Here is a 20849-nt window from a genome sequence, read left to right on the forward strand (position 1 = left end):
GAGGCTTCGTCCATGTCCGAACGCGCCGATCTCGATCGCACGATGCGCCGCATGTGGGCGGCGAGCGGGTCGAGCCACGACCGGGTGGTGCGCATCCTGCGCTTCGGGCTGCCGCTCGTCATCGGCGTCGTCGCGGCGGTGCTCGTCTTCTCGCCCTTCACCCAGCGCGCCGAGATCAGCTTCCTGCTCGCCAAGGACAAGGTCGACATGGCGAGCGAACGAATGAAGGTGACGCGCGCCGAATATCGTGGGCAGGATGCGAAGGGACAGCCTTTCGCGCTGCTCGCGGGCAGCGCGGTGCAGAAAAGCTCCGCCGAACCGATCGTGCGGATGACCGACCTGTCGGGGGCGATCAAGCTCGCCGACGGCCCCGCGACGATCGTCGCGAAGAATGGCGCCTATAATATGGAGACCGAAAAGGTCGCGGTCCCGGGAACGGTGCAGGTCAAGAGCGCGAACGGCTATAGCATCGATGCGAGCAATGTCGCGGTCGACCTCAACACGCGCACGCTCGCGGGCGAGGGCGGCGTCGACGGCACATTGAATATCGGCCGCTTTTCGGCCAATCGGCTGTCGGCCGACCTCGACAAGCGGATCGTGCGCCTCGAGGGCAATGCGCGGCTCAGGATCAATCAGGGAGTGCTCAAATGAACCGGCTTTGGACCCTGAAGAGCATGGTGCTCGCAGGCGCGGGCTTCGCCCTGACCAGCCTGGCGCTGCTGTCCAGCGGCGGCGGCGGCGATGCCGCGCAGGCGCAGGCGCTCGCCAACCACAACAGCAACGCGCCGGTCGATTTCGCGGCGGGCAGCATCGAGGTGCAGGATCGCGCCGACCGCGTCGTGCTCGCGGGCAATGTCCGCGTGATGCAGGCGGGGCTGACGGTAACCGCGCCGCGGATGACGGTCGCCTATACGCGCGCCGGCGGCACCGACGTGAACCGGCTCGACGCGACCGGCGGGGTGACGGTGGTGAAGGGCGACGAAATGGCAAAGGGCAATGTCGCCATCTATGACCTCGACCGGCGGCTGATCACGATGGTCGGCAATGTCGAACTGCGCCAGCGCGGCAACAATCTGCGCGGCGGACGGCTCGTCATCGACCTCACCAGCGGCCGCGCGACGGTCGACGGACGCGGGGCGGCGCGTGGACCCGACGGTAATCCGGTAGAGGGCGGCACCGGCGGGCGCGTCACGGGCACCTTCACGGTACCGGAAAGAAAGCAGTAACCACGCCGCTTTACCGGGCCGCAACCATGCGGTTTCACCATGGCTGCAGGGACCAGGTCATAGCGGCGCCGGGGGGCAACGCCGCATAGTTGAAAGCAGCCCCCATGCGCTTTGCTCCCATCGTCCCGCCCCGGCGTCCGCTGTTCGGTCGCCGCCAGGAACCGCCCGCCGCGATCGTCCCGATGCCCTCCTCCGAGGAACGTCGGCTGATCGACCGGATCATCCGCCACGCGGGACGGCGCGAGTCGCGCTAGACGAGGGGAGTTGGCGCGGCGGCGTTGTGCCCCTACATGGGGCGTCCATGCCCCCCGATACCGCAACCTCCGCCGACGCCAGCCGCGAACCGCCCGTCCTTGCGACGCTGCGGCGCTTCCTTCCCTATCTGTGGCCCGCCGGGCAGCGCGAGGCGAAGCTGCGCATCGTCCTCGCCGGCCTGATCGTGCTCGCGTCGAAGGGCGTGCAACTGTCGATGGGGTTCCTCTATGGCGCCGCGATCGACCGCATGGCGCCGGGGATGGAGGAAGGCGTCGCGCTCGCGATCGGGCTGGTGCTCGCCTATTCCGGCGCGCGCTTTGCCGGCGTGCTGTTCGACAACCTCCGCAATGTGGTGTTCGAACGCGTCGGGCAGGATGCGACGCGCGAGCTCGCGATCACGACCTTCAGCCACCTCCACGCGCTGAGCCTGCGCTTCCACCTCGCGCGGCGGACGGGCGAAGTGACGAAGGTGATCGAGCGCGGCACGAAGAGCATCGACACAATGCTCTATTTCCTGCTGTTCAACATCGCGCCGACGGTGATCGAACTCGCGGCGGTGCTGATCATCTTCTGGACCAAGTTCAGTTTCGGCCTCGCGAGCGCGACCGCGCTGATGGTGGTCGTCTATATCATCTTCACGCGCAAGGTGACCGACTGGCGCAACGCGCTGCGCACCCGGATGAACGACCTCGACACGCTGACGATCGGGCGCAGCGTCGACAGCCTGCTGAATTACGAAACGGTCAAATATTTCGGTGCCGAGGCGCGCGAGGAAGCGCGTTATCGCGACGTCGCCGACCAATATGCGCGCGCCGCGGTGAAGAGCGAGAACAGCCTCGCCTGGCTAAACGTCGGGCAGAGCCTGATCACCAACGCCGCGCTCGCAGGGGCGATGGCCTATACCGTCTGGGGTTGGTCGGTCGGTGAGTATAAGGTCGGCGACGTGGTGCTGGTGAACACGCTGCTCGCGCAGCTTTTCCGCCCGCTCGACATGCTCGGTATGGTCTATCGCGTGATCCGGCAGGGGCTGATCGACATGGAGGCGATGTTCCGCCTCATTGACACGCCGCCCGAGATCGCCGATGCCGAGGGCGCGTGGCCGCTGGTCGTAAATGGCGGCGCGGTGGCGTTCGAGAATGTCGTCTTCGGGTACGAGTCCGACCGTACGATATTGAACGGCGTCAGCTTTGCGGTCGGCGCGGGCGAGACGCTGGCGATTGTCGGGCCGTCGGGTGCGGGCAAGTCTACGATCGCGCGGCTGCTCTTCCGTTTCTATGATCCGCAGGGCGGGCGCATCCTGATCGACGGTCAGGACATCGCCCAAGTGACGCAAAAGAGCCTGCGCGCCGAAATCGGCATCGTTCCGCAGGACACGGTGCTGTTCAACGATTCGATCGGCTACAACATCGCCTATGGCCGCAAAGGCGCGAGCGCCGAAGAAATCGCCGCGGCGGCCGAAGGCGCGGCGATCGACGGTTTCATCGCGCTCTTGCCGCAGGGTTACGACACCGAGGTCGGCGAACGCGGGCTCAAGCTGTCGGGCGGCGAGAAGCAACGCGTCGCGATCGCGCGCACTTTGCTCAAGAACCCGCCGCTGCTGATTCTCGACGAAGCGACGAGCGCGCTCGACAGCCGCACCGAGGCGGCGATCCAGTCGACGCTCGACCGCATCGCGGCGCGGCGCACGACGCTGGTGATCGCGCACCGCCTGTCGACGGTGACCAACGCCGACCGCATCATCGTGCTCGAAAAGGGCCGCGTCGCCGAGACGGGAACGCACGATCAGCTGCTGGGCATGCGCGGCCTCTACGCCGATATGTGGGCAAGGCAGCAGGCGGAGCGCGACGAGGGCACGGTCGAGGCGTAATTCGCGGGCCCGCCGTTTACAATTTTGTAAGTGATTTCCACCCATTGAGCCGCTTTGAGCCGATCCGTCGCACCGACGGGCGTTCGAGGCGAAAGGTGGGTTCTTGATCAGGCTGGCGATGTGTATCGCGATCGACCACGATCCGTGGCTCGTCGCGCTGGCGGTCGCGATTTGCGGCGTCGGCGCCTTTGCGATCGTCCAGATGTTCGAGCGCGCGCGCGATGCGTCGCGGTCGCAAGGGATCGCCTGGGCCTTCCTCGTCGCCGTCGCCGCGAGCGCGACAATCTGGTGCACGCATTTCGTCGCGATGCTGGCGTTCGAGGCGAAAGCGCCCGTGACGCTCGATCCGGTGCTGACCATCGCGTCGCTGATGGTCGCAATGGTCGGCAGCTTCATCGGATTCGCGGTCGCGGCCTGGGGCAAGGACGAGGTTTTCGGCGCGATCGGCGGGGCGTTGTTCGGCGCCGCGATCGCCGCGATGCACTTTACCGGCATGACCGCGTACCGGGTCGATGGCATCGTCGCGTGGGACGGCCAGTATATCGCGGCAGCGGTGATCTGCGGCATGGCCTTCGCCGCCGCGGCGCTGACCGTGCTGCGCACGAGCCGCGCGGTGCGATACCGCGTGCCGCTCGCGACTTTGCTCATCGTGCTGGCGATCGCGTCGCTTCATTTCCTCGCAATGACCGCGATGCGGATCACCCCGATGGCGCTCGACGAGACGCCGCTGCGCCCGGTGGAGTTCAACGCGCTGGCGCTCGCGACGGTCCTCGTCGGCGGCATCGTGATCGCCGCGGGCGTCTTCGCCGCGATGCTTGACCGCCAGACGCGGTCGGAGGCGCTCCGCGAGATGACGCGCATGGCGATGAACGATGCGCTGACGGGCCTTCCCAATCGCACCGCCTTTCGCGCCGAACTGGCGCGGCAGATCGGGGCGGCGATGGTGAGCGGCGAACGCGTCGGCCTCTGCGCGATCGATCTCGACCGCTTCAAGGAAATCAATGACGTCCACGGCCACAAAGCGGGCGACGAGGTGCTCGCGCGTATCGCGCAGCGGATGCGCGATACGCTGGGGCATAACGAGTTCGTCGCGCGATTGGGCGGCGACGAGTTCGTTGCGCTGACGCGCTTTACCGATCGCGCACAGCTCGCGGCCTTTGCCGCGCGGCTCGATGCCGAACTCAAGACGCCGCTCGTCTTTCCCGATTTCGAAGCGCGGGTCGGCGCGAGCATCGGCGTCGCGGTCTTTCCCGACGATGCGGCGACCGCCGAGATGCTGGTGAACAACGCCGACCTCGCGATGTACCGCGCGAAGGCCGACGCAGCGACGACGCCCTGCCATTATGACTGGCAGCTCGACGAGGCGATCCGTGACCAGCGCGAACTTGCCGCCGATCTGCGCAGCGCGATCGAGCGAGAACAGCTCGACGTTCATTATCAGGTCCAGACTTCGGTCACGACCGGCGAGATCACCGGCTATGAAGCACTGCTGCGCTGGACGCATCCGGTTCGCGGCGCGATCCCGCCGGCCATCTTCATCCCGCTTGCCGAAGCGAACGGCTTTATCCTGGCGCTCGGCGAATGGGTGATGCGGCGCGCCTGCACCGACGCGGCCGCCTGGCCGCACGCATCGAAGGTTGCGGTCAATGTATCGCCGCTGCAGCTCGCACATGTCGACCTGCCGCGCCTGTTCCACCAGATATTGCTCGACACCGGCCTGCCGCCGCGACGGCTGGAGATCGAGCTGACCGAAACCGCGATTATCGCCGACCGCGAACGCGCGCTGCATGTGCTGCGCCAGATCAAGGCGCTCGGCGTCGGGGTCGCGCTCGACGATTTCGGAACCGGCTATTCGTCGCTCGAAACGCTGCGTGCCTTTCCCTTCGACAAGATCAAGCTCGATCGCTTCTTCCTCGCCGAGCTCGCCGGCAACGTCCAGTCGACCGCGATCCTGCGCGCGGTGCTCGCGCTCGGCAAGAGCCTGTCGATCCCGATCCTCGCCGAGGGCATCGAGACCTCCGAACAGCTCGACGTGCTGCGCCGCGAAGGCTGCGACGAGGCGCAGGGTTTCCTGATCGGACGGCCGGGGCGCGGTGTTGCGCAGGGCGACGATCGCGGCGACGACGGCCGGGTGTTCGCCGCCTGACGGCTCGATCGTAACGAAAATAGCCGGCTTGGGTTGACCCCTCGCGCACGCGCCCTCTACGCAAGGGTTCATGCCGCATGATACCACGCTGATCGGAACCATCGTCGCGGGCTTGGGGGTCGCCTTCCTGATGGGCGCGCTCGCGCACCGGCTCAAAATCTCGCCGATCGCGGGCTATCTGCTCGCCGGTATCCTCGTCGGGCCCTTCACTCCGGGCTTTGTCGCCGACACGGGACTGGCGATGCAACTCGCCGAGATCGGCGTCATCCTCCTCATGTTCGGGGTCGGCCTCCATTTTTCGCTGAAGGACCTGCTTTCGGTTCGCAAGATCGCGGTGCCGGGCGCGATTCTGCAGATCGCGGTCGCGACCGCGCTCGGCATGATGCTCGGGCTATGGCTCGGCTGGTCGATCGAGGGGAGCGCGGTGTTCGGCCTTGCGCTGTCGGTCGCATCGACCGTCGTGCTGCTGCGCGCATTGCAGGCGCGCGACATGGTGGAGACCGAGAAGGGGCGCATCGCGGTCGGCTGGCTGATCGTCGAGGACCTCGTCATGGTGCTCGCGCTCGTGCTGCTGCCCGCGATGTTCGGCGCGCGCGGCGACGAGGCCAGTGGCGCCGGGCTGCTGCAATCGGCGGGGATCGTCTTCGTCAAGGTGGTCGGCTTCGGCGCCTTCATGTTCCTAATCGCGCGGCGAATCCTGCCGTGGGTACTCCACTGGGTCGCGCATTCGGGATCGCGCGAGCTCTTCCGGCTTGCGGTACTGGCGATCGCGCTCGGGGTCGCATTCGGCGCGGCGGTGATTTTCGATGTGAGCTTTGCGCTCGGCGCCTTCTTCGCCGGCATGATCCTCGGCGAGACGCAATTGTCGCGGCGCGCCGCCGAAGAGACGCTGCCGCTGCGCGACGCTTTTGCCGTGCTCTTCTTCGTGTCGGTGGGAATGCTCTTCAATCCCGAAGTCTTGACCGAACAGCCGGGCCCGGTCGTCGCAACGGTGGCGATCATCGTCGTCGGCAAATCGCTCGCCGCCTACGCGCTCGTCCGCGCCTTCGGCCATCCGAACCAGACCGCGCTGACGATCTCGGTCAGCCTCGCACAGATCGGCGAATTCTCGTTCATCCTCGCCGGGCTGGGCGTCGGTCTGAAAGTGTTGCCCGAAACGGGACGCGACCTGATCCTCGCGGGGGCGATGCTCTCGATCCTGTTCAACCCGATCCTGTTCACGCTGGTGGTCAAACGCATCCGTTCCGACGCGCCCGCCGCGGAGCAGCCCGGGAGCGCGGCCGACGAAACGCCCGGGCCGTGCAACGCCGGGGTCGTGCTGATCGGTTACGGCCGCGTCGGCAGCCATATCGGCGGGATGATCTGCGGACGCGGCGAGGGGCTGACGGTGATCGAGGACCAGAAGGACATGGCCGCCGCCGCCGAGGCCGCGGGCGCGACGGTGATTATCGGCGATGCGACGAAGGAGAGCATCCTGCGCCAGGCCGGGCTCGATGCGGCGTCGACGCTGCTGATCGCGATTCCCGAAGGGGTCGAGGCGGGCGCGATCGTGCGGCGCGCGCGCGCGATCAACCCCAAGCTCGTCATCGTCGCGCGCGCGCATTCGGACGAGGAAGTGAGCGATCTGGTGCGGCGCGGCGCCGACCATGTCGTGATGGCCGAGCGCGAGACCGCGTCGCGCATGGCCGAGCGCGCGATGCTGACACGGGCTTGAGCCCTTCCCGTCAGGGTGGGGGTTGAGTTTTATCCCGCTTCCGCCCTATCGCCCATTCCAATGTCCGCCGACGCGCTCCTCCCGCTGCTCAAATCCACCTTCGGTTTCGATCATTTCCGCGGCCGCCAGGGCGAGGTCGTCGATCGCGTGATGGCGGGCGAGCGCACGCTCGCGGTGATGCCGACGGGGGCGGGCAAGTCGCTGACCTACCAATTGCCTGCGGTGGCGCTGACCGGTTGCGTCGTTGTGGTCTCTCCGCTGATCGCGCTGATGCACGATCAGCTGCGCGGCGCGCGCGCGGCGGGGATTCGCGCCGCGAGCCTGACGAGCGTCGATGCCGATTTCGCCGACACGCGGCAGGCGTATCGCGACGGCGAACTCGACCTCCTCTATATCGCGCCCGAGCGCGCGACAGGTGAAGGCTTCCGGTCGCTGATGGAAGCGCGCGCGCCGGCGCTGTTCGCGATCGACGAGGCACATTGCGTTTCCGAATGGGGGCATGATTTCCGGCCCGATTACCGGCTGCTGCGGCCGCTGCTCGATGCATTTCCTGCGGTGCCGCGTCTCGCGCTGACGGCGACGGCGGACAAGCACACGCGCGAGGATATCCTCGTCCAGCTCGGCATTCCGGACGAGGGGCTGGTGCTCGCGGGCTTCGACCGCCCGAATATCCGCTACCGCGTGACGCCGCGCGGGAGTCCCGCGAAGCAACTCACCGATTTTATCGCCGCCAATCCCGGGCCGGGGATCGTCTATTGCCCGACGCGCGACGGGACCGAACGCATGGCGGCGAAGCTTGCCGCCGCCACGGGGCGCAGCGTTGCCGCCTATCACGCCGGGCTCGATCCCGAGCGCCGCGCGCAGGTGCAGCATGATTTCGTCGCGTCGGAGGACGGGATCGTCACCGCGACGGTCGCTTTCGGCATGGGAATCGACAAGCCCGACGTGCGTTTCGTCGCGCACGCCGGGCTGCCGAAGTCGATCGAGAGCTATTATCAGGAAACCGGACGCGCGGGGCGTGACGGCGACCCCGCCGAGGCGCTGATGCTGTGGGGCGCCGAGGATTTCGCGCGCGCGCGGATGCGGCTCGGCGAATTGCCCGAAGGCCGACAAGCAAGCGAGCGGGCGCGGCTCAATTCGCTTGCGGCGCTGGTCGAGACGGTCGAGTGCCGCCGCGCGCTACTGTTACGCCATTTCGGCGAGTCGCCGCCCGAACGCTGCGGCAATTGCGACACCTGCCTCGAACCGCCGCGCCAGATCGATGCGACGGTGCTCGCGCAGAAACTGCTTTCGGCGGTCTATCGCACCGGGCAAAGCTTTGGCGCCGGGCATGTCGAGGCGGTGCTGACGGGGCGGAGCGACGAGCGCATTTCCCAGCGCGGTCACGACAAGCTTTCGGTCTTCGGCATCGTCGCGGGCGAGGAGGCGCGGCTGATCAAGCCGCTCGTCCGCACGCTCGTCGCGCGCGAGGCGCTCGAGACGACCGAGCATGGCGGGCTGATGTTCGGCCCCGCCGGGCGCGCGATGATGAAGGGCGAAGCGCCGGTGCTGATCGCCGAGCCGCCGGTGAAGCGGACGCAGAGGGCTTCGCGGGCCGATCGGGCGGCCGCGAACCCGGTCGGCGATCCGTTGTTCGATGCGCTGCGCGCGATGCGGCGCGAACTGGCGGCCGAAGCCGGGGTGCCGCCCTATGTGATCTTCCACGACGCGGTGCTGCGCGCGATGGCGAGCGAGCGCCCCGCGACGCGGAGCGCGCTCGCCGACATTCCCGGCGTCGGCGGCAAGAAGCTCGACGCGTGGGGCGACGCGTTTCTGAACGTGATCCGCCAATATTGATCGTCGGCAAGCGACCGTTTGCTGCCGTCTCATTATTCGTCACCCCGGACTTGATCCGGGGTCCCGCTTGATGCCGAAGACCGGTCGACGCCCCTTCGCGGGGGCGACGGTTGTGGAATGTCCGCTCCCCAACCCAAAACGGCCATCCTTCGATCGCGCATGCACCTTCACGCTTGTCAGCCAATGCGCGGCGGGAGTAGATCGGCGGCATGAGCGATTTTCGTCCCCTGTCCGCCCAGTTCAGCGTCGCGCCGCAGATCGGCATCGAGGATGTCGCCGAGGCCAAGGCGCAAGGCTTTGCATTGGTGGTGAACAACCGTCCCGACGGCGAGGAACCGGCGGCGCCGCAGGGCGAGCATATCGGGGGCGCCTGCGCCGCCGAGGGGCTGGCCTACGCCGCGATTCCGATCGGCCATGCGGGGTTCAGCCATGCGCAGATCGACGCGCTCGACAAATTGCTGGCGAGCGCGACGGGGCCAATCCTCGCCTATTGCCGTTCGGGAACGCGCTCGACGCACCTGTGGGCGCTGACGCGCGCGCGCGCCGGCGACGACGTCGGCGGCATCGTCGATGCGGCCGCGAAGGCGGGTTACGATCTTTCGGGGCTGCGGCCAATGCTGGACGCGCTTTCAGGCTCGAAATGACTGCGGTCGCGGTCCAGACCGGCGCGTCGCTCGTCGCGGTGCTGTTCATCGCCTGGCTGGTCGGCAAGATGGGGCTCGGCGCCGATCCGCGCATCCAGGATGCCGATCACGCGATCCGGCTCGCCGAAGAGGCCGAAGCGGGGTTTCGCGGGATCGAAGTGGCGCGCGACCGCGCGGGCTTTGCGGCGATCGTCCGCAATGCCGAGGGTCGGATGTTGCTGGTCCGCGCGCACGGCAATCATTTCGCGGCGCGGCCGGTCGATGCGAGTGTCATCGGGCGGCTCGACAAGGATTTCCTGACGTTGACGATGCCGGAGAAGACCTTCGGCGCGGTGACGCTGCAACTGGGGAAGGATGCGGGGATGTGGGCATCGCGGATGCGGGAGATCGTTCGTGCCTGAACTTCCCGATCCCGTCGTCTATGCCGTGCCCGCCTTCATCCTGCTGCTGATCGTGGAAATGCTGATCTCGCTGCGCCGCGACCGGAGCCGCTACGAAGCGCGAGATACGCTGACCTCGCTGATGCTCGGCACGGTGAGCCAGGTCGCGGGCGCGCTCGTCGGTGCGGCGGTGATCGGCATGGCGGTGTGGGTCTATCAATTCCGTCTGTTCGACATCGGGATCGAGTTCAGCACTTGGTGGTGGGCGTGGATCCTCTGCTTCTTTCTCGACGATCTCGCCTATTATGCCTTTCACCGCAGCGCGCACCGCGTGCGCTGGTTCTGGGCGAGCCATGTCATCCATCATTCGAGCCAGCATTATAATCTGTCGACCGCGCTCCGGCAGACGTGGACCGGCTTCTTCAGCCTCGGTTTCATCTTCCGCCTGCCTTTGTTCCTGATCGGCTTTCCGCCCGCGATGGTCTTTTTCTGCGCGGGGCTGAACCTGATCTACCAGTTCTGGATCCATACCGAGGCAATCGGGCGGATGCCGCGCTGGTTCGAGGCGGTGATGAACACGCCGTCGCACCACCGCGTACACCACGGCGTCAATCCGCGCTATCTCGATGCGAACTATGCCGGCGTCTTCATCATCTGGGACAGGATGTTCGGCAGCTTCGTCGCCGAACGCGACGACGAGCCGGTGCGTTACGGCATCGTCAAGCAGCTCGGCAGCTTCAACATCCTGTGGGCCGCGGTCCATGAATGGGTCGGGATCGCGAAGGACGTGTGGGCCGCGCCGTGGCGGCACAAGCTCGACTATATGTGGCGCGAGCCCGGCTGGAGCCACGACGGCAGCCGCGCGACGAGCGCGACGATCAAGGAACGCTGGGCCGCCGGACGGCCGGTCGAGGAACCGGCGGAGTGAGCGATACCCGCTGGCGCTATTGGGATGTGCTGGCGTTCGTGGCGGGTGCTATGCCGATCGCGCTGGCGCTGTTCGCCAGCATTGCCGGGTTGCACTATGGCGGGGTGATGATTTTTGCGGGCTCGGCCGGATCGGGACTATGGCTGGTCTCGCTCCTTTGTGTCGCCGTTTTCCTTGTGGGCGCTATCGCCGGCTGGCGTTCCGGAAATCATTGGCTGATCGTGAGTGGAGGCCTGTTGCTCGCGCTTTGCGCCGCGCCTTCGCTGCTTTTGCTGGCGGCATGTCTCAACGGTAACTGCATCTGAAACCATTGCATCTGGCAGCTTGCTTCGCCATCTAATGACATTCATGTAAGCATCCGGAAGACCGCCAGCCAGGCGGCGCGAGGGAGAGGCGCAAGCATGGATCAGTTCGACATCATCGTCATCGGCGGAGGCAGCGCGGGCAGCGCGGCGGCGGGGCGGCTCGCCGAGGACGGCAAGCGCAGCGTTTGTCTGGTCGAGGCGGGCGGGCGCAACGACAATATGCTGATCAAGACGCCGGGCTTCATGCCCTTCATCCGGAACAGCTCGAATTATAAATATGAAACGGTGCCGCAAAAGGGGCTGAACGGGCGCACCGGATACCAGCCGCGCGGGCGCGGGCTCGGCGGGTCGAGCGCGATCAACGCGATGGTCTATATCCGTGGGGCAGCCTTCGATTACGACCAGTGGGCGTCGCTGGGCGCGACGGGGTGGAGCTATGCCGACGTACTTCCCTGGTTCAAACGCGCCGAACATAATGAGCGCGGAGCCGACGATTTCCACGGCAGCGGCGGGCCGCTCAACGTCATGGACCAGCGCTGGCCCAATGTGACGAGCCGGCGCTTCGTCGAGAGCGCGGCGGCGCTGCAACTGCCGCGCACGGCCGATTTCAACGGTGCGAGCCAGGAGGGGTTCGGCCTCTATCAGGTGACGCAGAAAGCGGGCGAACGCTGGTCGGCGGCGCGCGCCTATGTCGAGCCCTTGCGCGAACATGGCAATTTCGCGGTGCGCACGGGGGCGCTGGTCGAGAAGATCGTCGTCGAGGACGGCCGCGCGACGGGGGTGGTCATCCGGCGCGGATCGAAACGCGAGACGCTCCGTGCGCGCGGCGGGGTGGTTCTGTCGGCGGGCGCCTTCAACAGCCCGCAGATATTGATGCTGTCGGGGATCGGGCCGGGCGCGCATCTCAAGGACAAGGGGATCGAGGTCGCTCTCGACCGCGCTGGCGTCGGCGCGAATCTGCAGGACCATATCGACTATGTGTCGAGCTGGGAAACGCGCTCGGCCGACCCGTTCGGCGACAGCGCGGGCGGCACCTGGCGGATGGTCAAGGCGATCTTCGAGCATCGCACCAAACGCAGCGGCATCATGACGACCTGCTTCGCCGAGGCGGGCGGCTTCTGGAAATCGCGGCCGGACCTGCCCGCGCCCGACATCCAGTATCATTTCGTCCCCGCGATGCTCGAGGACCATGGCCGGACGAAGGTGAAGGGGCATGGTTTTTCGTGCCACGCCTGCGTGCTGCGTCCCGAAAGCCGCGGGTCGGTAACGCTGGCGTCGCCCGATGCCGCCGCGGCGCCGCTGATCGACCCGGGCTTCCTGACCGACGACCGCGACATGGCGACCTTGCGGGCGGGCGTAAGGATGATGCACCGCATCGCGGCGGCGCCGCCGCTGTCGGACTATGCCGGGGTCGACCGCCATCCGGTCGATCTGGGCGACGATTCCGCGCTCGACGCGCTGATCCGCAGCCGCGCCGACACCGTCTATCACCCTGTCGGCACGTGCCGGATGGGCAGCGATGCCGATGCGGTGGTCGATCCGGCGCTGAAGCTGAACGGCGTCGACGGACTGTGGGTCGCCGACGCGAGCATCATGCCGCGGCTGGTCAGCGGCAACACCAACGCGCCGAGCATCATGATCGGCGAACGCGCGGCTGACTTCGTGAAGGCGGCGCTGGCCTGAGGGCTAAGAGCAAGCGGCCGCCAACAATCGCCCGTTGCCCGTCAGGTCATACCGACTCGCCGGCGGGCGCATGTCGATCACCTCGCGCGTCACCAGCCCATGGCGCCCAAGCGCAGCCAGCCCCTGCGACAGCGCGCGCGGTGTCGCAGGGGCGAGCAGACGCGACAGCGCGTTGAAGCGGTCGTGCCCCGCGCCGATGCCGACAACGAGCGGCAGTCCCCAGCGCGTCGCGGCGCCGGACGGCAGGCCGAGCGCGCCATGGGCGTCGGCAATCGTCGCGGCGCGCGCGGCGGCCGCTTGTCCCGTTTCGGTCAATATATATTCAGGGCGGAGCGGGTGGCCGTGACCGGGGTTGCGCCGCACCCAGCCGATCGCCTGCGCGGCCTCCAGTGTCCGCGTCAGGCTGTCGCGGGGCAGTCCCAGCCGGTGGATGAGCTCGACGAAGCGCGCGCCCTTGTGACCAGCGAGATCGGCGAGCAAGGGCACCAGCCAGCGGTGGCTTCCGAGCTGAACCAGAACGGGGTCGGGAGGCAGCGGATCGGACTTGCTTGACGTCATTTGCAACTAAATATACAAACCGGACCATCGGTGCAAGGATGCCGGTAGAGGGAGCAAAGATATGGCGCTCGAATATGGATCCGAGCTGACCTGCTCGATGGGGGTGAAGGACATGACCGCGTCGATCGCCTGGTATGAGCGGGTGATGCGCTGCGAACTGCTCTACCGCGCCGACGAGATCGGCTGGTGCGAGCTACGGACGCCAATGGCAGGGGTCAATATCGGGCTCAGCGAGGTCGAGAGCGTCGTGCAGGGCGGCGGCGCGACCAATGTGTTCGAGGTCGCCGACATCGTCCAGGCCAAGGCGCATCTCGATGCCGAAGGCGTGCGGCAGGACGGCGATATCCAGCATATCCCCGGGCTGGTGAAGCTGCTCACCTTTTTCGATCCCGACGGCAACGCCTTCATGTTCTCGCAGTCCGAGATGGCGTCATGACAGCGCTCGGCTGGGCGGCTGCGGCGCTTCTCGCGTCCGCGGCGCCCGCCGCCGGCGCACCGTCGCTGGCCGCCTGGCACGGAAGCTGGGTCGGCGAAGGTGAAGCGTTCGGCAAGCCCGCGACCGCGACGCTCGAGATCGCGCCGGGCGAGGGCGGCGCAACGACGCTTGCCTATCGGCTGCGCATCGAGCGAACCCCGCCCGTCACCTACTCGGCCGAGGCGAGCTATACCGTCGATGCGAAGGGGCGCGTCCGCGGGAAATGGACCGACAGCACGGGGCGCACGCGCGCGATTGCGGGCGGGGTGAATGCGGCGAAATGGTGGACGCATTGGGGCAGCGCCGATGTCGAGATCGGCCGCTCGACCTATGTCCTTAAAGAGGGTGGGCGGCTCCTCGTCAGCGATTCGGTTCTACGGGAAGATGGTAGCTGGCACGTCTTCGCCGTGCTGCGCTACACGCGCAAAAACCCCTGAAAGCCGCCACTTTTCAGGCGGGCGCATGTTGCGCACAAAAAAAGAGGGCCGGGACTTGCGTCCCGGCCCAGCCTTTCAGGCTCTCCCCTCCTGAAACTGTTGACCCAATGAATGCCACATTAATGTCATGTTGGAAAGGCTAAAATTGCGGCAATGCTGCACAAAATTTGTGCAGCATTTCAGTTGAGAAAGGGGCCGGCGCGCACCTGCGATCCGGCCCCTTTCGCGGCCGCTTAAAAGCCCTTTCGCACCGTGACGCCGAAGGTGCGCGGCTGGTTCGTCGCAAAGCCGAGCCGTGCGCGCCCGCCGCGTTCGCGGTCGAAGGCGAGTAGCGCATTTTCGTCGAGCAGATTGTTCACATAGACCGAGATTTCGAGTTCGTCGGGGAATTCGATCCCGGCGCCGAGATTGACCAGCTGATAGTCGGGCAGCTTGAGTTCGAGCGTCGTCGCCGAGCCGATCGGCGCGCCGCCGAAGGTGAAGCCGTGGACGAAGGTGCGCGGGTTGTTCTCCTGGTCCCCCGGCTGCGTATAGCGGCTGCCGACATGCTGGAAGGAGGCGGTGACGAAGGCGTTGCTGTTCCCCGATGCGTCGATCGGGAAGCTGTAGGTCGCGTTCGCCGCCATCTGGAACTTCGGTACCGAGGGCAGGCGGTTGCCGTCGCGTATGCCCTCGATCACCGTGCCGTTCGGGCGCGTCAGCGTCGAATCGAACTCGGCCTCGACATAGCTGCCCGACAATCCGAGATCGAGCCCGGTGACGGGGCTCGCCGACAGCTCGAATTCCAGCCCCATCGTATGCGCGTCGGCGTTGAACACGATGCGCGACGAGCAACTGCCGGCGTCGGCGGTGACCTGCAGATTGTTGATCTTGGTATAGAAGCCGGCGGCGTTGAAGGTGATGCCGCCGAACTGCGCCTTTACCCCGCCTTCGTAGTTCCACAGCGTTTCGTCGTCGTAGCGCGGCCGGCCGCCGAAGGTCTCGGCATCGGGGCCGTTCGGAACCCCGCCGTCGCATAGCGGAAGGTTCAGCGGATCGTTGACGCCGCCGAGGCGGAAGCCCTTCGACGCCTGCGCGTTGAGCGTGACCCCGTCGGCCACGTCGTAGCTCAAGAGCAGGCGCGGCGAAAAGCCGGTCGACGAGGTCTTGTCGCGGTCATTGTCGCCGTTCGTAAACAGCCCGCCCGATACGAAGCGCCGCGTTTCGTCGAAGGCATAATAGCGCCCGCCCACCGTTGCGGTGAGGCGCTCGGTGAAATCATAGCTGAGTTCGCCGAAAATCGCGATCTGCGACAGGTCATAGGGAATGTCGGCGTTGTAGGGCGAATCGGGGCCGAAGCCATTCGCCACCGCAGCCGAAGTTCCGGCGCCGAGGGTCGCGTCGGTGAAGCCATCATAACCGGGCGTCGGCAGGCGCTGGGCATAGTCGCGTTTGACGTTCGCATAATAGCCGCCGACGAGCCATTGGAAGGGGCCTTCGCCTGCCGAGTTCACGCGAAGTTCCTGCGTGAACTGCTTGACCCCCGTCGTGTCGACGAGGTTCGACGGGAGCAGGATACCCGCGTCGGGGAAGGCGAGATCGGCTGACACGCTGCCCGTGAGCGCGCTCGCATCGCGGCTGACGAGGATGTCGCGATCGGTATAGCTCGTGACCGAGGTCAGGCCGATCGTGTCGCCGCCATAGTTCATCGTGAGATCGAAGAGCTTGACCTCGTCCTCGAACGCTTCGTCGAGCAGCAGATATTGCTGGCGCTCCTCGAACGCCACCTGCGGGCGCGTTGTCGTGAACTGGTTGGCGAAGAGATTATAGACTTCCTGCCGGTTGAAACCGTCGGTCGTAACCTTTTGGTAAAGGAAGCGCGGGGTGATCGAGAGATTCTCGGCCGGTTCCCAGCGGAGCGACACGCGGCCGCCATAGCGTTCGCCGCTGTTGACGTCCTCTGTGACCCCGCCGCCTTCGCGCAGCGCATCGATGAAACCGCCGTAGCGCGTGTAATAGCCGACCGCGCGCATCGCGAGGTTGGAGCTCAGGGGCAGGTTGATCGCACCCTTGAGATGGCCGCCGAAATCGTCGCCGTCGACGAGGTTCACATTGCCCTCGACCTTGCCTTCCACACGGTCGGTGGTCGGCTGATTGGTGATATAGCGCAGCGTGCCGCCGACCGAACCCGAGCCGAAGAGCGTGCCTTGCGGCCCGCGCAGCGTTTCGACGCGGTTCAAATCGAACAGGTCGAGGTCCGGGGTGAACAGCGACAGCGAGACGACCGATTCGTCGAGGTAGACGCCGACCTGTTCCTTGACGCCCGGCTGGTCGCGCGCGATCTGCCCGGCGGAAACGCCGCGTACCGACACCTGGCTCTGCCCGGGCCCGAGATTCTGGACGGTCAGCCCCGCGACGTTGCGCGACAGATCCTCGATCGTGCTCGCATTGGCGCGCTCGATCGCCTGCTCGGTCTGGGCGTTGATCGAAAAGGGAACGTCCTGAAGGCTGGCGTCGCGCTTGGTCGCGGTGACGATGATCTCGTTGCCGTCATAGCTGCCCGATGGCGCGTCCTGCGCCGCTGCCGGGACGCTTGCGAGCGCAAGGTACGACAAGCCAGCGAGCAAAGATGCTCGTGCATTCATGATAATCCTCCTCCTGGTGGCCAATCTGACGCTGGTCCGTCCGGGAGCGTGCGCCTCTTGCGATTGATCTGCAATGGGGGACGATTCACGCGCAATAAAATTACCCGAACCTGTTGCGTCGCGGCCACAGTAAAAAATGGCCGGGGACCTCGATCCCGCGCCCGTGGCCCTTCCGTCCACAATCAAAAAAAGGCCGGGACGTCGGTCCCGGGCCCGTGGCCCTTCCGGCCACAGTCAAAAAAAGGCCGGGACGTCGGTCCCGGCCAGTGGTTCGCAGGAGGAACCTGGTGAGGATCCCGCCGCCGCCGATTGAAAGGAGAGAGACGTGCGGCGACGGGTATCCTGTCTCGTCAATAATTATAGGCGCGCTCGCCGTGCTCGCCGAGGTCGAGGCCTTCGCGCTCGACCTCTTCGGAGACGCGCCCGCCGGTGACCGCCTTGGCGATATAGAAGGCGATGGCCGACCCGACACCGGACCAAAGGATCGCGACGAGGACCGACTTGATCTGGATCCAGAGCTGGCTGCCGAGGACATAATCGTCGCCTGCGGGGCCGCCGAGCGCGGCGAGCATCGTCACCGCGGTGCCGACCGAACCGATGATGCCGCCGAGACCGTGGATGCCGAAGACGTCGAGCGAATCGTCGAAGCCGAGTTTGGGTTTCACCTTCATCACGAACCAGCAGCAGACGATGCCCGCGATCGCGCCGAGCAGGATCGCGCCGAACGGACCCGAGTTGCCCGCGGCCGGGGTGACGGCGACGAGGCCGGCGATCGCGCCCGAACAGGCGCCGAGCAGCGAGCCCTTGTGACCGAGAACGCGTTCGGTGAGCATCCAGAAGAGCACGCCGGCGGCGGTCGCGGTGAAAGTGTTGATGAGGGCCAGGCCGGCCGAACCATTGGCTTCGAGCGCCGAGCCGGCGTTGAAGCCGAACCAGCCCACCCAAAGGAGGCCGGTGCCGATCAGCGTCATGGTCAGCGAGTGCGGCGCCATGATGTCCTTCTGGTAGCCGCTGCGCTTGCCGATGATGAAGCCACCGACGAGCGCCGCGACACCCGCGTTGATGTGGACGACGGTGCCGCCCGCGAAGTCGAGCGCGCCCCAGCCGAAGATCAGGCCGGTCGAGGCATCGTCGCCGCCGAGATACCAGACCATATGCGCGATCGGGTAATAGACGATGGTCAGCCAGACGATCGCGAAGACCATCACCGCCGAGAATTTCATCCGCTCGACGAGGCCGCCGAGCACCAGCGCGACGGTGATCGCCGAGAAGGTCATCTGGAAGGCAATGAACACGAATTCGGGGATGACGACACCATCGGTGAAGGTCGCGACGGTCGAATCCGCTGTCACGCCGGCGAGAAACGTCTTTCCGGCCGAGATGAATTGGTTGGCGTCGCCGCCGAAGGCGAGGCTGTAGCCGTACATGACCCAGAGGATCATCGCGAGCGCCGCGACCGCGAGCACCTGCGTGAGGACCGAAGCCATATTCTTCGTGCGGACGAGCCCGCCGTAGAATAGCGCGAGGCCAGGAACGATCATCGCCATGACGAGCACGGTGGAAATCATCATCCAGGCGGTGTCACCCTTGTCGGCTGTCGGCGCGGCGGCCTCTGCGACGGCGGGCGCCGCTTCTTGGGCCCAGGCGGGCAGCGCGGCGAACAGCGAGAGGCCGACGGCCCCGGCGCTCGCCGCAATCTTGTTTGCGAACGTCATAGTTTCCCCCTTCGTCATTACAGTGCCGCCTCGCCGGTTTCGCCCGTGCGGATACGCACGGCCTGACCGACGTCGAGGACGAAAATCTTGCCGTCGCCGATCGAACCGGTACCGGCGCTTTGCTGCAAGGTTTCGACGACACGCGGTGCGAGCGCGTCGTCGCAGACGAGCTCGATCTTCACCTTCGGCACCATGTTGGTGGCATATTCGGCGCCGCGATAGATTTCGGTCTGCCCCTTTTGCCGGCCGAAGCCCTTCACCTCGGTCACGGTCATGCCGGCGATGCCGAGTCCGGTGAGCGCCTCGCGCACCTCGTCGAGCTTGAATGGTTTGATGATGGCCAGGATCAGCTTCATGACGCCCCCTTTTGCTAATGGCACCATGTCGCTCTGCAACGGGCGTGCCAGATTGCGTCCGCGCGGCAGAAGTTAACATTTTGTGACGGTTTTGGAGTCGCGGACGCACCAGATCGTGCGTTCGGTGGGCAGGCGAGGCAGTGCTTTGCCTAAATTTTAGGCAGCAGCGGCGGGCGGACTAGGACGCCTTCGTAAATCGCGCCCAGATGGGCAAATGATCCGACGCGCGCGCCGCGAGCGCGCTGCGGTGGACGCCCGCCTCGACCGCTTCGAGGTCGGGGGTGGCGAAAATCCGGTCGAGCTTCGCGACGGGGCGGCGGCTGTGAAAGCTGTGGCCGGTGTCGACGAGGCGGTGCTGCGCGCCGAAATCGGCCAGGCATCCTCCCGTCGCGCGCCATTCGTTGCAGTCGCCCATCAGGATCGTCGGCAAGGGCTCGCCCTCGGCGACATGGTTCAGGATCGCGCGCGCCTGCTGGCGGCGGCGGAGCCCCGAAATGTCGAGGTGCATGCCCACGACGCGGAGCCGCGTGTCGCCGATGCGCACCGTCGCCGCGACGGCTCCTCGGGGTTCGAGCGTCGGCAGGTGGAGCGCATGGCTTTCCTCGACCTCGGCGCCCTTGCGGACGAGCAGCGCATTGCCGTGCCAGCCGATCGCATAGGGGCGCCCGCTGAGCAGGTCGACGGGGACATAATCGCTATGATCCGCGAACATGTGCGGCGGGATCGCGCTCGCGCGCGTCCCGAAACGCCGGTCGGCTTCCTGCAGCGCGACGATATCGGCGTCGAGCTCGCCGAGCACCGAGAGCACCCGGCCGGGGTCGCGGCGGCGATCGAGCCCGATGCCCTTGCGCATATTGTAACTGGCGACCTTGATCATGACGTGCTTTTCAAGCGCTCAGGCCGCGTTTCCGTTCCCGCCGCCCTCGAATTCGGCGACCAGCGCCCGCGCTTCGGCAAGGTCTTCGTCGAGCACCATGATACGGACGGGGATGAGCAGGCCGACGCTTTCGGCGATGTTCATGCCCGCGTCGAAGCAGACGGCATGGACCCCCGCGCTCTCGAGCCGGCCGCGCAGTAATTCGGCTTCGGCGCCATTGGGAAGCCGGACAAGCTCGACGAGCGGCATCAGGCGTCGCCCGTTATGAAACGATCGGTCGGGCGCGTCGGCAGGCCGTCGATGCTCCGGTCGCGTTCCTTGAATTTCTCGACCCACAGGGCGCGGTCGGCCTGGCGGTGATATTTCTGCAGCGTGTCGCGTTCGTGTTGCAATTCCATCATCGGCACACCCCAGCCGCAGCTCGTCTGCACGCTTTCGACGTCGATCACGAAAATCTGGCGCGTGCCGGGAAGCAGCGTGAAATGGGTGGCGAGCGCGTCCCATTCCCCGTCTTGCGGCAACACCGGGCGGCCGCGGCCATAGATACGCAGGATCAGCGCGCTGCGATCGAAGGCGCAGAACATGATCGTGATGCGCCCGTCGGCGGCGAGGTGCGCGTGGGTTTCGTTTCCCGATCCGCCGAGGTCGAGATAGGCGACCTGATTTTCGGAAAGGACGCGGAAACTGTCGGCATAGCCCTTTGGCGACAGGTTGATCCGGCCGTCGGCGGCGGCGGTCGCGGTGAAAAAGACCGGCTGCTTCGCGATGAAGGCGATATGCTTTTCGGTCAGCGTATCGGTGAATTCGGCCATGGCTGTTCTCC

General features: G+C 66.3%; 21 protein-coding genes. 14 read left to right on the forward strand and 7 right to left on the reverse strand.

All coding sequences use genetic code 11. The annotated features are described in order from the left end of the window. Positions 1 to 12 precede the first annotated feature (12 nt). The 12 genes from lptC (at position 13) to E5675_RS01155 (ending at position 12984) form a co-directional block, all read left to right on the forward strand. Positions 13 to 651: an LPS export ABC transporter periplasmic protein LptC gene (lptC, locus tag E5675_RS01105; protein WP_136173065.1), complete on the forward strand. Its 639-nt coding sequence runs from the start codon at positions 13 to 15 to the stop codon at positions 649 to 651. Then, positions 648 to 1226 (forward strand): LptA/OstA family protein, encoded by a 579-nt coding sequence (locus E5675_RS01110; RefSeq protein WP_210727589.1) that lies wholly within the window; start codon positions 648 to 650, stop codon positions 1224 to 1226. The genes lptC and E5675_RS01110 overlap by 4 nt, the downstream gene beginning before the upstream one ends. A gap of 104 nt (positions 1227 to 1330) precedes the next feature. Next, positions 1331 to 1480 carry a hypothetical protein gene (locus tag E5675_RS21365; protein WP_168707774.1) on the forward strand — a complete coding sequence of 50 codons (150 nt, stop codon included), beginning with the start codon at positions 1331 to 1333 and terminating at the stop codon, positions 1478 to 1480. Between the two features lie 47 nt (positions 1481 to 1527). Further along, the gene (locus E5675_RS01115; RefSeq protein ID WP_136173066.1) at positions 1528 to 3348 is read left to right on the forward strand and encodes an ABC transporter ATP-binding protein/permease; all 1821 of its coding nucleotides are present in this window, start codon (positions 1528 to 1530) and stop codon (positions 3346 to 3348) included. Between the two features lie 103 nt (positions 3349 to 3451). Beyond that, the gene (locus tag E5675_RS01120) at positions 3452 to 5494 is read left to right on the forward strand and encodes a bifunctional diguanylate cyclase/phosphodiesterase (protein ID WP_247594744.1); all 2043 of its coding nucleotides are present in this window, start codon (positions 3452 to 3454) and stop codon (positions 5492 to 5494) included. Positions 5495 to 5564: 70 nt separating this feature from the next. Then, positions 5565 to 7208 carry a YbaL family putative K(+) efflux transporter gene (gene ybaL / locus E5675_RS01125; protein WP_136173067.1) on the forward strand — a complete coding sequence of 548 codons (1644 nt, stop codon included), beginning with the start codon at positions 5565 to 5567 and terminating at the stop codon, positions 7206 to 7208. Positions 7209 to 7268: 60 nt separating this feature from the next. Further along, entirely contained in the window at positions 7269 to 9044 is a 1776-nt protein-coding gene (gene recQ / locus E5675_RS01130; RefSeq protein WP_136173068.1) for a DNA helicase RecQ, read from the forward strand. A gap of 209 nt (positions 9045 to 9253) precedes the next feature. Further along, positions 9254 to 9688, forward strand: coding sequence for a TIGR01244 family sulfur transferase (locus E5675_RS01135; RefSeq protein WP_136173069.1), 435 nt, complete (start codon positions 9254 to 9256; stop codon positions 9686 to 9688). Next, positions 9685 to 10089, forward strand: coding sequence for a hypothetical protein (locus tag E5675_RS01140; RefSeq protein ID WP_136173070.1), 405 nt, complete (start codon positions 9685 to 9687; stop codon positions 10087 to 10089). Before E5675_RS01135 ends, E5675_RS01140 begins: the two co-directional genes overlap by 4 nt. Beyond that, positions 10082 to 10996 (forward strand): sterol desaturase family protein, encoded by a 915-nt coding sequence (locus E5675_RS01145; RefSeq protein ID WP_136173071.1) that lies wholly within the window; start codon positions 10082 to 10084, stop codon positions 10994 to 10996. The genes E5675_RS01140 and E5675_RS01145 overlap by 8 nt, the downstream gene beginning before the upstream one ends. Continuing rightward, positions 10993 to 11301 (forward strand): hypothetical protein, encoded by a 309-nt coding sequence (locus E5675_RS01150; RefSeq protein ID WP_136173072.1) that lies wholly within the window; start codon positions 10993 to 10995, stop codon positions 11299 to 11301. Before E5675_RS01145 ends, E5675_RS01150 begins: the two co-directional genes overlap by 4 nt. Before the next feature lie 96 nt (positions 11302 to 11397). Then, a complete protein-coding gene (locus tag E5675_RS01155) occupies positions 11398 to 12984 on the forward strand; it encodes a GMC family oxidoreductase N-terminal domain-containing protein (RefSeq protein ID WP_136173073.1) in 1587 nt (528 codons plus the stop codon). Between the two features lie 3 nt (positions 12985 to 12987). Here E5675_RS01155 and E5675_RS01160 read toward each other — a convergent pair whose 3' ends face one another. After that, positions 12988 to 13542: a winged helix-turn-helix transcriptional regulator gene (locus E5675_RS01160; protein WP_136173074.1), complete on the reverse strand. Its 555-nt coding sequence runs from the start codon at positions 13540 to 13542 to the stop codon at positions 12988 to 12990. Positions 13543 to 13603: 61 nt separating this feature from the next. Between E5675_RS01160 and E5675_RS01165 the strand changes: the two genes are divergently transcribed. Together E5675_RS01165 and E5675_RS01170 are read left to right on the forward strand one after the other, a co-directional pair. After that, positions 13604 to 13978 carry a VOC family protein gene (locus E5675_RS01165; protein WP_136173075.1) on the forward strand — a complete coding sequence of 125 codons (375 nt, stop codon included), beginning with the start codon at positions 13604 to 13606 and terminating at the stop codon, positions 13976 to 13978. After that, positions 13975 to 14454: a hypothetical protein gene (locus E5675_RS01170; RefSeq protein WP_136173076.1), complete on the forward strand. Its 480-nt coding sequence runs from the start codon at positions 13975 to 13977 to the stop codon at positions 14452 to 14454. Before E5675_RS01165 ends, E5675_RS01170 begins: the two co-directional genes overlap by 4 nt. A 233-nt stretch (positions 14455 to 14687) precedes the next feature. On the opposite strand, the gene E5675_RS01175 is transcribed toward E5675_RS01170, so the two are convergent. The 6 genes from E5675_RS01175 to E5675_RS01200 form a co-directional block, all read right to left on the reverse strand. After that, positions 14688 to 17078 (reverse strand): TonB-dependent receptor, encoded by a 2391-nt coding sequence (locus E5675_RS01175; protein ID WP_136173077.1) that lies wholly within the window; start codon positions 17076 to 17078, stop codon positions 14688 to 14690. A gap of 350 nt (positions 17079 to 17428) precedes the next feature. Continuing rightward, positions 17429 to 18793 (reverse strand): ammonium transporter, encoded by a 1365-nt coding sequence (locus E5675_RS01180; protein ID WP_136173078.1) that lies wholly within the window; start codon positions 18791 to 18793, stop codon positions 17429 to 17431. A 17-nt stretch (positions 18794 to 18810) separates the two neighbouring features. Beyond that, positions 18811 to 19149 (reverse strand): P-II family nitrogen regulator, encoded by a 339-nt coding sequence (locus E5675_RS01185; RefSeq protein ID WP_003043080.1) that lies wholly within the window; start codon positions 19147 to 19149, stop codon positions 18811 to 18813. A gap of 178 nt (positions 19150 to 19327) precedes the next feature. Continuing rightward, entirely contained in the window at positions 19328 to 20026 is a 699-nt protein-coding gene (locus tag E5675_RS01190; RefSeq protein ID WP_136173079.1) for an endonuclease/exonuclease/phosphatase family protein, read from the reverse strand. A gap of 18 nt (positions 20027 to 20044) precedes the next feature. After that, the gene (locus tag E5675_RS01195) at positions 20045 to 20275 is read right to left on the reverse strand and encodes a DUF2007 domain-containing protein (protein WP_136173080.1); all 231 of its coding nucleotides are present in this window, start codon (positions 20273 to 20275) and stop codon (positions 20045 to 20047) included. Next, a complete protein-coding gene (locus E5675_RS01200; RefSeq protein WP_136173081.1) occupies positions 20275 to 20838 on the reverse strand; it encodes a pyridoxamine 5'-phosphate oxidase family protein in 564 nt (187 codons plus the stop codon). The genes E5675_RS01195 and E5675_RS01200 overlap by 1 nt, the downstream gene beginning before the upstream one ends. Positions 20839 to 20849: the final 11 nt, after the last annotated feature.

The organism is Sphingopyxis sp. PAMC25046 (genome assembly GCF_004795895.1).
Classification (GTDB): domain Bacteria; phylum Pseudomonadota; class Alphaproteobacteria; order Sphingomonadales; family Sphingomonadaceae; genus Sphingopyxis.